General features: G+C 70.5%; 12 protein-coding genes. 9 read left to right on the top strand and 3 right to left on the bottom strand.

What is annotated here, in order from left to right:
• Window positions 1–151 precede the first annotated feature (151 nt).
• The 6 genes from ACFYZE_RS25985 to ACFYZE_RS26010 all read left to right on the top strand — a co-directional run bounded on the left by ACFYZE_RS25985 (window position 152) and on the right by ACFYZE_RS26010 (window position 6,715).
• On the top strand, window positions 152–1,366 hold the full coding sequence (locus ACFYZE_RS25985; protein WP_388998678.1) for an Ig-like domain-containing protein: 1,215 nt from the start codon (window positions 152–154) through the stop codon (window positions 1,364–1,366).
• A 349-nt stretch (window positions 1,367–1,715) separates the two neighbouring features.
• Complete coding sequence (locus ACFYZE_RS25990) at window positions 1,716–2,945, top strand: Ig-like domain-containing protein (protein WP_388998680.1); 1,230 nt, start codon at window positions 1,716–1,718, stop codon at window positions 2,943–2,945.
• A gap of 87 nt (window positions 2,946–3,032) precedes the next feature.
• Window positions 3,033–3,800 carry an enoyl-CoA hydratase/isomerase family protein gene (locus ACFYZE_RS25995; RefSeq protein ID WP_388998683.1) on the top strand — a complete coding sequence of 256 codons (768 nt, stop codon included), beginning with the start codon at window positions 3,033–3,035 and terminating at the stop codon, window positions 3,798–3,800.
• 313 nt (window positions 3,801–4,113) lie between these two features.
• The gene (locus ACFYZE_RS26000) at window positions 4,114–4,617 is read left to right on the top strand and encodes an ATP-binding protein (protein WP_388998686.1); all 504 of its coding nucleotides are present in this window, start codon (window positions 4,114–4,116) and stop codon (window positions 4,615–4,617) included.
• Between the two features lie 62 nt (window positions 4,618–4,679).
• On the top strand, window positions 4,680–5,543 hold the full coding sequence (locus ACFYZE_RS26005; protein ID WP_388998689.1) for a polysaccharide deacetylase family protein: 864 nt from the start codon (window positions 4,680–4,682) through the stop codon (window positions 5,541–5,543).
• The gene (locus ACFYZE_RS26010) at window positions 5,543–6,715 is read left to right on the top strand and encodes a hypothetical protein (protein WP_388998692.1); all 1,173 of its coding nucleotides are present in this window, start codon (window positions 5,543–5,545) and stop codon (window positions 6,713–6,715) included. Before ACFYZE_RS26005 ends, ACFYZE_RS26010 begins: the two co-directional genes overlap by 1 nt.
• A 10-nt stretch (window positions 6,716–6,725) precedes the next feature.
• On the opposite strand, the gene ACFYZE_RS26015 is transcribed toward ACFYZE_RS26010, so the two are convergent.
• Window positions 6,726–7,361 carry a GNAT family N-acetyltransferase gene (locus ACFYZE_RS26015; RefSeq protein ID WP_388998695.1) on the bottom strand — a complete coding sequence of 212 codons (636 nt, stop codon included), beginning with the start codon at window positions 7,359–7,361 and terminating at the stop codon, window positions 6,726–6,728.
• Between the two features lie 54 nt (window positions 7,362–7,415).
• Between ACFYZE_RS26015 and ACFYZE_RS26020 the strand changes: the two genes are divergently transcribed.
• From ACFYZE_RS26020 to ACFYZE_RS26030, 3 genes are all read left to right on the top strand, one after another.
• Window positions 7,416–8,330, top strand: a complete 915-nt coding sequence (locus ACFYZE_RS26020) for a MerR family transcriptional regulator (protein WP_388998698.1) — start codon at window positions 7,416–7,418, stop codon at window positions 8,328–8,330.
• A gap of 59 nt (window positions 8,331–8,389) precedes the next feature.
• On the top strand, window positions 8,390–8,602 hold the full coding sequence (locus tag ACFYZE_RS26025; RefSeq protein WP_388998701.1) for an EF-hand domain-containing protein: 213 nt from the start codon (window positions 8,390–8,392) through the stop codon (window positions 8,600–8,602).
• A 212-nt stretch (window positions 8,603–8,814) separates the two neighbouring features.
• Complete coding sequence (locus ACFYZE_RS26030; RefSeq protein ID WP_388998703.1) at window positions 8,815–9,477, top strand: NADPH-dependent F420 reductase; 663 nt, start codon at window positions 8,815–8,817, stop codon at window positions 9,475–9,477.
• 45 nt (window positions 9,478–9,522) lie between these two features.
• On the opposite strand, the gene ACFYZE_RS26035 is transcribed toward ACFYZE_RS26030, so the two are convergent.
• Together ACFYZE_RS26035 and ACFYZE_RS26040 are read right to left on the bottom strand one after the other, a co-directional pair.
• The gene (locus tag ACFYZE_RS26035; RefSeq protein ID WP_388998706.1) at window positions 9,523–10,080 is read right to left on the bottom strand and encodes a glycoside hydrolase family 25 protein; all 558 of its coding nucleotides are present in this window, start codon (window positions 10,078–10,080) and stop codon (window positions 9,523–9,525) included.
• Window positions 10,081–10,179: 99 nt separating this feature from the next.
• On the bottom strand, window positions 10,180–11,202 hold the full coding sequence (locus ACFYZE_RS26040) for a phosphatidylinositol-specific phospholipase C domain-containing protein (RefSeq protein WP_388998709.1): 1,023 nt from the start codon (window positions 11,200–11,202) through the stop codon (window positions 10,180–10,182).
• Window positions 11,203–11,215: the final 13 nt, after the last annotated feature.

The following is an 11,215-nucleotide window of genomic DNA, read 5'->3' on the forward strand; positions in this document are numbered from 1 at the left end:
CTGCACGCCTCCCGCGGCTCGCGGAACGACGGGAAAACGGGTGCACGGCGTCCCGGCCGCCCACCCTCATCCCGTCGTCCTCCCCCCTGTTCTGCCCAGTGCGCGGCTCGCACTCACGTTTCCCGGGAGCGGCCGGGTCGTTGAGATCGTCGTGACGCACGTACACACGCGCGCGCGGCGCGCAGGCGCCGCACTGGCCGCGGCACTGACCTGGGCGGCCCTCCTGGCCGGCTGCACCGGCCATGGACTCGACGGCGTCTTCGGAAAGAATCCGGCGCCCACGGACCTCATCCGGATCTCCCCCGGCGACGGCAGCAGGGCCGTGCCGGCCGACCGGCGGCTGCGGGTGCGGGTGGCCAGCGGCCGTCTGGAGTCGGTGACCGTCGTCAGGTCCCAGGACGCCCGGCAGTCCCCGGTCCCCGGCCGTCTCTCGGCGGACGGCACCGTCTGGGAGCCGGACGACCCCCGCCTCGCCCTCGCCGCCCGGTACACGGTCGACGCGGTGGCCCGCGACGGCCACGGCCGCCGCTCGGCCCGTCACGCGACGTTCACCACGTTCGTCCCCGAGCAGCGGTTCATCGGGTACGTCATGCCGCAGGACCGCTCCACCGTCGGCACCGGAATGATCGTGTCCTTGCAGTTCAACCGGCAGATCGAGAACCGGGCCGCCGTCGAGCGCGCGATCCGTGTGACGGCCAGGCCCGCCGTCGAGATCCGCCCGCACTGGTTCGGCAGGGACCGCCTGGACTTCCGGCCCGAGGAGTACTGGAAGCCGGGCACCCGCGTCACCGTCACCCTGCGGCTGCGCGACGTGGAGGGCGCGCCCGGGGTCTACGGACAGCAGTACCGGACCGTCGCCTTCACCATCGGGCGCAGCCAGGTCTCCGTCGTGGACGCGGCCCGGCACACCATGCGGGTCCGCCGCGCCGGCCGGCTGCTCGCCACCGTGCCGATCACCGCGGGCGCCCCGAAGACCACGACGTACAACGGGAAGATGGTGGTGATGGAGATGCTCCCGGTCACCCGCATGAACAGCCGCACGGTCGGCTTCGGCGGCGAGTACGACATCCCGGACGTCCCGCACGCCATGCGCCTGACCGAGTCCGGCACCTTCGTCCACGGCAACTACTGGGCCCCGGACGCTCCCGGGCACAGCAACGTCAGCCACGGCTGCGTGGGCCTGAAGGACGTCAAGGGGGGCGGCTCCGACACCCCGGCGGGCTGGTTCTTCGACCGCAGCCTCGTCGGCGACGTCATCGAGGTCGTGCACAGCGACGACAAGCAGGTCGCTCCCGACAACGGGCTCGGCGGGTGGAACATGAGCTGGAGCGACTGGACAGCGGGCGGAGCCGTCAACCGGCCCTGAACGGACGGGTGTCGGCGGGAGTATTCGGCGTTTCGAGCATCGAAACGGACATTCGCCCACGCCTTCGGCCACCGCGATGCAACCTCAGGCCGGGGACAAGCATCAAGTGCTATTGAACGAAGATGTCGCCCGCCGCGCCAGAAAGGGTGACAGCCCGGCTCAGCGGCACGTCAGGGGGCGCATCCGGCAGTCGACGGTGCGCCTTCGCGCGGTCCCCGGTTGGGACTGAACAGTGACAGCGGCGGGGAGTCATCGGGCCGTGGCGTGTGATTGATTTGCGCAATGCGCGTGCGGGACGCGCTGGAGTGGGGGGCCTGAGGCGATCAGGCCGTGCGAGGGGAGAGGGAACGTGAACGGGCGACCCATATCGGGCGCGTCGACCGGTGCGCGGGGACGTGGTGGCAAGAGGTTCTCGGCGCTGATACTCGGTGCCCTCCTGCTGACCGTCACCGCGTGCGGCGGGGGAGGGGGAAGCGGTGACGCCAAGGACAAGGACTCCGGCAAGGCGGCGGCCAAGCAGTCGCAGGCCGTCGTCACCATAGCCCCGAAGGACGGCGCCAAGGGCGTGGACACCGGCGGCGCCCTCAAGGTGACCGCGGCCAAGGGCAGACTCACCCAGGTCAGGGTCGAGGACCCCAAGGGCCACGAGATCGCCGGGACCGTCACCGGCGACGGTGCCTCCTGGACCCCGTCGACCCACCTCGCCGCGGCCACCACGTACAAGGTCCACGCGGTCGCCAAGGACGCCTCGGGCCTCACCACCGCCGCGGACTCCTCCTTCACCACGCTCACGCCGAAGAAGACCTTCCTCGGCGTCTACACGCCCGACGACGGCACCACCGTCGGCGTCGGCATGCCGTTCTCGGTCCGGTTCAGCCGGGGCATCACCCACCCGGCCGACGTCGAGAAGGCCATCACCATCAAGACCGAGCCCGCCGTGGAGGTCCGCGGCCACTGGTTCGGCAACGACCGCCTCGACTTCCGGCCCAAGGACTACTGGAAGCCCGGCACCAAGGTCACCGTGAACCTGAACCTCGACGGCGTCGAGGGCCGCCCGGGCGTCTACGGCGAGCAGGCCAGGACGGTGAGCTTCACCATCGGCCGCAGCCAGGTCTCCACCGTGGACGCCAAGGCGCACACGATGGTCGTCAGGCGTGACGGCAAGGTCGTCAAGACCCTCGCGGTCACCACGGGCAAGCCCGGCTACGACACCTGGAACGGCCAGATGGTCATCAGCGAGCGCCAGGTGGTGACCCGGATGAACGGCGAAACGGTCGGCTACGGCGGCGAGTACGACATCAAGGACGTGCCGCACGCCCAGCGCCTGACCGACTCCGGCACCTTCATCCACGGCAACTACTGGGGCGGCGACGCCTTCGGCAACTACAACGCCAGCCACGGCTGCGTCGGCCTGCGCGATGTGAAGGGCGGCTACGACAGCTCGGTGTCGGCGGCCTGGTTCTACAACAACTCGATGCTCGGTGACGTCGTCATCGTGAAGAACTCCCACGACGCCACGGTCGCGCCCGACAACGGGCTCAACGGCTGGAACATGCCCTGGGAGCAGTGGATCGGGTAACGGCCGATCCGCAGTGACCGGGCCCGATGTGCCGCTGTGAGCGAGCACACCGGGCCCGCTGTCGTTAGTCCCCGTTAACCTCCTCCCATGACTGTGCATCTCGAAGTCGCCGAGGGCGTGGGCACCCTCCGCCTGGACCGCCCGCCGATGAACGCGCTGGACGTCGCCACCCAGGACCGGCTCAAGGAGCTCGCCGAGGAGGTCACGCGCCGCGAGGACGTGCGCGCCGTGGTCCTCTACGGCGGGGAGAAGGTGTTCGCCGCGGGCGCGGACATCAAGGAGATGCAGGGCATGGACCACACCGCGATGGTCCTGCGCTCCCGCGCCCTGCAGGACTCCTTCACCGCCGTCGCCCGCATCCCCAAGCCCGTCGTCGCCGCCGTCACCGGCTACGCCCTGGGCGGCGGCTGCGAGCTGGCGCTGTGCGCGGACTACCGCATCGCCGGCGAGAACGCCAAGCTGGGGCAGCCGGAGATCCTGCTCGGCCTCATCCCGGGCGCGGGCGGCACGCAGCGGCTGGCCCGGCTCATCGGCCCGTCCAAGGCCAAGGACCTGATCTTCACGGGGCGCCAGGTGAAGGCGGACGAGGCGCTGACGCTGGGCCTGGTCGACCGGGTCGTCCCCGCCGAGCAGGTGTACGCCGAGGCGCACGCCTGGGCCGCGAAGCTCGCCCAGGGTCCGGCGATCGCGCTGCGCGCCGCCAAGGAGTCGATCGACACGGGGCTCGAGACGGACATCGACACCGGTCTCGCGGTCGAACGCAACTGGTTCGCGGGCCTGTTCGCGACGGAGGACCGTGAGCGCGGGATGCGCAGCTTCGTGGAGGAGGGGCCGGGCAAGGCGAAATTCCTCTGAAAACCGCCTGGAGGGCGTCAACCTGAGAATTGTTCAGCAAGTCCCGCTGATCTACTCGCAGTTGACGCCGAGTCCCGTTTCGTGTCCCCCGATGGGGCGGATTATGGAAGCCTTAAGGCAACCTTAAGGCTGTCGCGCCGATCTCGCCCGGCGATTGCCCCCAACTGGCTCGTTCTCGCAGGCCAGTTGGGGTGCGACAACCCCCGTCTTGCAGATGGCATATGCCGGTCGAATGGTGAGGAATGTGTGCTTCCCGGGGGCGCATTCCGTCGTAACGACCCCGAGCCCCCCTACGGGCAGCCATGATGGGTCCATGGCGGGGCTGGAGGGTATGGAGCCGCCGCGGCGGCACGGGGGTGCCACCGCGGCACGCTGGTCGCCTGCGATCGAGGACGAACAGGCGCTCAAGGCACTGGAGTTGTACGGGAACCCCGCCGAGGCCGATGTGCCGCTGCCGTCCCGGCCCGAATCCGCCGCCACCGCGCGCAGGCTCGCCCAGGTCGTGATCCTGCGGCAGTGGGGTCTCGGCCCGCGCATGACCGAGGACGCCGTCCTGCTCGTCTCCGAACTCGTCGGGAACGCCGTACGCCACACCGGCGCACGTGTCTTCGGATTACGGATGCGCCGGCGCCGCGGCTGGATCCGCGTCGAGATCCGCGACCCCTCCCGTGGACTGCCGTGCCTGATGCCCGTTCAGGAACTGGACCTCAGCGGCCGTGGCCTGTTCCTCGTCGACAAACTCGCCGACCGCTGGGGTGTCGACCTGCTGCCGCGCGGCAAGACCACCTGGTTCGAGATGCGGGTCGCCGACCGGTGACCACGACCCGCCCCTTCCAGGAAAAGGTCAAATCGTCGATTTCAGCATCAACACGTCCTTAAATGGGGAGAGTGACCACCCCCGACCATCCCTCCTCGTCCAACCGTGAGACCGGCCGTGAGACGGACGCCGCGCGCACGGTGCCCGGCCGCCGTGCGGCTCTGCGCGCGGGCGCGGGGCTCGCCGCCGCCGGTGCCCTCGCCGCCTGTTCCCCCGGCGACACCGTCGTCCACCGGCCCCTCCCGTCCCGCGCCACCGGAACCGGGCGCTCCGTCACCGGATCGCGCGCCCCGGTCGCCGCGCCCGTCCCGCGCTCCTTCCCGGGGCAGCCCGCCCAGATCGCGAGCGGTCCACGCAACCGTCCCCGGGTCGCGCTCACCTTCCACGGCCAGGGCGACCCCTCCTACGCCAAGGCGATCCTCGACGCGGCCGAGAAGGCGGGCGCCAAGGTCACCGTCCTCGCGGTCGGCACCTGGCTGGACGAGCACCCCGAGGTCGCCGGCCGCATCCTCGAGGGCGGTCACGACCTCGGCAACCACACCCTGCGCCACCTCGACATCAACGCCATGTCCGAGTCGGAGGCGTTCGCCGAGATCAAGGGATGCGCCGAGCGGCTGCGGCACCTCACCGGAGGCATCGGCGCCTGGTTCCGCCCGTCCCGGGCGCAACGCGCCACCCCGCTCGTCGAACGCCTGGCCCGCCGCGCCGGCTACCCGCACATCCTGTCGTACGACATCGACTCGCTCGACTACACCTCACCGGGCGCCGCCGCCGTCACCCGCAAGGTCACCGACGACATCCACAACGGAGCGGTGGTGAGCCTGCACTTCGGGTACCCGGACACGGTCGCCGCCGTCCCCGACATCCTGCACGCACTCAATGACCGCGGCCTCGCCGCGGTGACGACCACGGAGCTGCTGAGCTGATGCACCCCTCGACCGTCACGCGCGTACTGATCGCCGGCGCCGCTCTCGCCGTGCTGGCCGGCTGCAGCAGCGGATCCCCCCACAAGGACGAGGACACCGCCTCCAAGACCCCCGTCCGGAGCGCCCAGCCGCAGGCCGTCCAGGGACTGCCGGGCATGCCGCCCGTGCTCGACCCCAAGGACGTCTACGCCGCCGACCGCCCGGGGCAGCTCTCCCCGGTGGTCAAGGGCTTCCGGTCCCGGGTCTACGTGCCCAACACCAACTCCGACACCGTCTCCGTCATCGACCCGAAGACCTACAAGGTCATCGAGACGATCCGGGTCGGCCGCCAGCCCCAGCACGTGGTGCCCTCCTGGGACCTGAAGACGCTGTGGGTCAACAACGACCTCGGCAACTCCCTCACCCCCATCGACCCGGCGACCGGCGAGGCGGGCAAACCGGTCGCCGTGCACGACCCCTACAACCTGTACTTCACACCGGACGGCAAGTACGCGGTGGTGATGGCCTCCAAGGACCGCCAGCTGGTCTTCCGCGACGCGCACACCATGAAGGTGAAGAAGGCCGTCCCCGTGAGCTGTTACGGCGTCAACCACGCCGACTTCTCGCTCGACGGACGCTACTTCATCGTCTCCTGCGAGTTCAGCGGGGAACTGCTCAAGGTCGACACCGAGCAGATGAGGGTGATCGGCCAGCAGAAGCTGCCCCACCGCGGTGCCATGCCGCAGGACGTCAAGATCTCCCCGGACGGCAAGAAGTTCTACATCGCCGACATGGTCGCCGACGGCATCTGGATCCTGGACGGCGACACCTTCGCCGAACCGTCCTTCCTGCCCACCGGCAAGGGCACGCACGGGCTCTACGTCAGCCGTGACTCCCGTGAGATGTACATCTCCAACCGGGGCGAGGGCACCATCTCCGTCTTCGACTTCAAGGAGAACCGGCTGACCAAGAAGTGGCGCCTGCCGGGCGGCGGCAGCCCCGACATGGGCGGTGTCTCGGCGGACGGCAAGGTGCTGTGGCTGTCCGGCCGCTACAACTCCGAGGTGTACGCCATCGACACGCATACCGGCCGGCAGCTGGCCCGGATCAGGGTCGGCAGCGGTCCGCACGGCCTCGCCGTCTACCCCCAGCCGGGCCGCTACTCGCTCGGCCACACGGGCGTCTTCCGCTGACGCCGCCGCCCTACCGCGCGAGGAGCAGTGCCTCCGCGCCGACCGGCAGGTACCCCGCCGCCTGGAACGCCCGCACGCTGCGGGCGTTCCCCGGTGAGATCTGCGCCCACACCGGCTCGGCCGCCAGTTGCCGGGCCGCACCCGCCAGCCGACGCCCGAGCCCCCGCTGCCGTACCCCCTCGTCCACCTCGACCGAGACCTCCAGCCGCCCGGCGACCCCGCGCCCCAGCACGAGCACGCCGCCGTCCGCCGCCCAGGCGCGCACGTCGTCACGCCGCCGGCGGGCGTAGCCGACCCGGGGATGGTCGGGCTCCCCGATCTCCTGAAGTGCGAGCGACGGCTCGCCCGGCAGGGGAGCCCCGACGAGGAGCGCGTCGACGGTCTCGGCCCCGCGTCCCGTCCGCTCCATGAGGGTGGCCAGGAACCGGGCGTTCATGGTGGCGGCCAGGGGGTCGCAGTCGGTACGCCGCAACGTCTCCCGCACCCAGCGCGGGTCCTCGTCCGTGAACACGACGGAGTGCGCGGTGAAGGCGACGACCCCCGCGTCCCGGCGGGATGGCTGCGGCACGACGGTCGTCCGGCCGTCCGGCGGCGGGAAGACGCCCCGTGCCGCCGCGTCCAGGATGCCCCGCAGAGTCTCCGCCACCGCCACCGTACGCTCCTTGAGTCTCCACCCACTGGAAGGCCCAGACTCGCAGACGTGATCGACGACGGCACCGGCCTCTTCACCATCGGCGACCTGGCCCGCGCCACCGGACTGACCGTGCGCACCATCCGCTACTGGTCGGACGAGGGTGTCCTGCCCCCGGTGGACCGCTCCACGGGCGGCTACCGGCTGTACGACGCCGCGTCCGTGGCGCGCCTGGAGCTGATCCGGTCCCTGCGCGAGCTGGGCCTCGGCCTGGCAGACGTGCGCGGAGTGCTCGGGGGCGAGCGGACCGTCGCGGAGGTGGCGGCCGCGCACGTGGCGGCCCTGGACGCGCAGATCCGGGCTCTGAAGGTGACCAGGGCGGTGCTGTCGACGGTGGCGCGACGGGGCTCGAGTGCGGAGGAGACGACCCTGATGAACAAACTGGCGCGACTCTCGGCGGCCGAGCGGAAACGGATCATCGATGACTTCATGGCGGAGATCTTCGAGGGTCTCGACACGGTGGACCCCGACATCCGCAAGCGGCTCCGGTTCGCCGCGGCGAACCTGCCCGACGACCCGACGCCCGAGCAGGTCGACGCCTGGGTGGAGCTCGCGGAGCTGATCCAGGACCCGGACTTCCGCGCACACATGCGCAGGATGGTCGAGTTCAACGCTGCGGACCGGGGACCGGACGTCCCGGCGGGCACGTCTCTGTGGTTCATGAGCCGCCTGGTGCAGTCGGCGGGCCAGGCGCTGCGGCAGGGCATCGCCCCTGAGGCGCCGGAGGCCGAGGACGTGTTGCGCGAGCTGCTCGGCGACGGGGACCGGGCCGCCGTACTGGAGCGTCTGACGGCGGTCGCGAACGTCCGACTCGCCCGTTACCGCGAGTTGACCGCCGTCGCGAACGGCCTCGAGCCCCTGCCGTCGCCCGACGAGGAGTTCGCCTGGGTGGTCGCGGCACTGAGGGCTCGCGTGGCCCGTTAATCTGACCTGCGTCAGTACGACAGCAAGACAGAAGAAACGCGACACAAAGGGGCGGACCGGTGGCGGACATCGAGGAAGCACGCAAGCACTTCGAGCGGATCGACGCGGACGGCGACGGTTTCATCACCGCCGCCGAGTTCAAGACCGCCCTGGCTCAGGGGGGCGACTGGAACGTCACCGAGGCGGTGGCCGAGGCCATCATCAAGTCCCGTGACCTCAACGGTGACAAGGTGCTGTCGTTCGACGAGTTCTGGGCACACCTGAGCAAGTGACGCGACAGGGGGGCGCCGGTCCTTGGGGGCCGGCGCCCAGCAGCAGCCGGGGCTGCGGCGTGAGCGCGCGGGCGCTCAGGGGCCGGCCGCGCTGACCCTGGGAGGGACGTCACCCGTTCGCCGCGGACCGGAATACTCCGCCGTACACCGGGGTTGGTCCTGCCCGGCAGAGGTTGTGAAGGACTCCGACCCCCGGAAGGGCGAGGCCAGTCATGAAGATCGGCATCATCGGCGCGGGCAACATCGGCGGCAACCTGACCCGGCGGCTCACCGCCCTCGGTCACGACGTCTCCGTCGCCAACTCCCGCGGCCCGCACACGCTCACCGCCCTCGCCGAGGAGACCGGCGCGACCCCCGTCACGGCGCGCGACGCCGCCCGCGGCGCCGAGGTCGTCGTGATCACGGTCCCGGTGAAGGCCGTACCCGACCTGCCCTCCGGGCTGCTGGACGGCGCGGCGGAGGGTGTCGCCGTGATCGACACCGGCAACTACTACCCGCAGCAGCGGGACGGCAGGATCGCGGCCATCGAGGACGAGGGCCTCACCGAGAGCCGCTGGACCGAACGGCAGATCGGCCACCCCGTGATCAAGGCCTTCAACGGCACGTACGCCCAGGACATCCTGGAGCGTCCGCGCCCGGCCGGGGCCCCCGATCGCATGGCGCTGCCGGTGGCGGGCGACGACGCATCGGCGAAGGCGAAGGTCAGGGCCCTGATCGACGAGCTGGGCTTCGACACGGTGGACGCGGGCGGCATCGACGACTCCTGGCGCCAGCAGCCCGGCACCCCGGTCTACGGCCTGGGCGCCGGAGTGGCCGAGGTCACCAAGGCGCTGGAACAGGCGTCCCCCGAGCGCCCCGCGGAGTTCCGCGCGTAGGCGCCGCCTCGTCGAGCCGCCCGAGCGGCGGCGGGCCGGAGTCGGTCAGGCGTCCTGCGCCCACTCCCTGAGCGCCGCCTTGCTGGAGAAGTTCGCCACGTTCCGGTCCACCGGGTCCGAGGTGTACTGGTGGAAGCGCCAGGGGGCCTTGATGCGGGGCTTGCCCGCGGTGACATAGTCGGCGATCCACAGGCCGTCCCCGGCGTAGGACGTGGTGTCGACGGTCAGCCAGAAATGGCGGCTGGTGTAGAGGAGCACGCGGTTGTCCGGCCGGAGTTGCTTGACCTTGCGGATGAAGGCGTCCTTCTCCGCGTTGCTCGCGTGCGTCCCGTCGCCGGTCGTCTCCCAGTCCACCGCGAGCAGATCGTCCGCCCTTTCCGGAGCCTTGGCGACGAAGTACTCGGCCTGGGCGGTGATGTCACCCGGCCACAGGAAGTGGTAGAAGCCGACCACGCAGCCGGCGTCCCGGGCGGTCTTCGTCTGGGCGGAGAGTTTCGGGTTCACATACGAACGCCCCTCCGTCGCCTTGATGAAGACGAAGGAGAGGCCGTCCGTGTCGTAGGCGGAGGACTGGTACGCGCTGACGTCGATGCCTCGCAGCATGGGGGCTCCCTGAAGAGGTGGTGGGGGGGAACAGGCGCCGACACGGATCGACGCCTGTTGTCACCTTGGTACGGGTGGTATGCCCCTTGTGTTCGGACGTCAGCCCCGGTCGGCCACCGAACTGAGGACCGACGCCGACTTCGCCGACCAGTCCGAGGTGATCACGCTGGCGTGGTCGTGGGCGAGCAGCGACAGGCGTGCCGCCACCTCTGCGTCCGTCGGGTCGGTGGACGAGATCGCCGGGGCGACGCCGGCCGCGTCGGTCATGATCAGGATGTAGTGGTTCGAGTCGTACCAGGACGTGTCGTAGCCGTTGTTGACGTACGTCGCCGCGTCCCCGTCGAAGAACACGAACCACGGGCGGATGGAGGCGTCGTAGCGGCCGGCGCGCGGATCGCCGGAGCCCGCGCCGAGAACCGCGGGGAAGGCCTGCGCCTTGGAGATGTTCCCGGCGGCGTACAGGTCGCGCAGGTAGTCGCCGTACTCCCGGTCGGTCCAGTAGTGGTCGAACGGGTTGTTCATCTCCACCGTGCCGGGGATGAGTTCGAAGACGACCTTGCCCTTGAGGGCGTCCCGCGACGGCCAGGCGTTCGCCTTCGCGGCCGCGTCGAGCGTGGAGTAGCTGGAGCCGAGCAGGTCGGACGGCTTGTAGACGATGTTGCCGAGCTTGGAGGCGACCAGCGCGTCGAACTCGTCGGGTCCGAGGCCGCCGTTGTTGTTGAAGCCGTTCTTCATCTCCACCTTGAAGACGATCGGCCTGTGGTCGGGGTGCAGCTGGTGCCAGGCCGCGATGTTGTCGAGGCAGCTGCCGAGGTCCTGGTTGCGGTTCTTGCTGTACAGCTCGCCCGGGGTCTTCGCGGCCTCGCAGTTGTTGTCGTCGCCGAACGGATTGCTGTGGCTGACCCGCCAGCGCTTGCTGATGCTGTCGGTGTAGACGTCCAGTTCCAGCAGTGAGGCCCCCGAGTCGAGGGCCTGGGCGAAGTAGGTGTACTTGGCCTTGTCGTACGCGTTGTGCGTCCCGATCGCGGTCGCGTCCGCGAACGTGGGCGACGCGGCCCGGGCGTTCCCCGGTACCACCACCAGCATCGCGGCGGCACCCAGCAGCGCCGCCAGTCGTCTCATCACCCGGAGTCTG

The sequence above is a fragment of the Streptomyces sp. NPDC001796 genome (assembly GCF_042892355.1).
Taxonomy (GTDB): domain Bacteria; phylum Actinomycetota; class Actinomycetes; order Streptomycetales; family Streptomycetaceae; genus Streptomyces.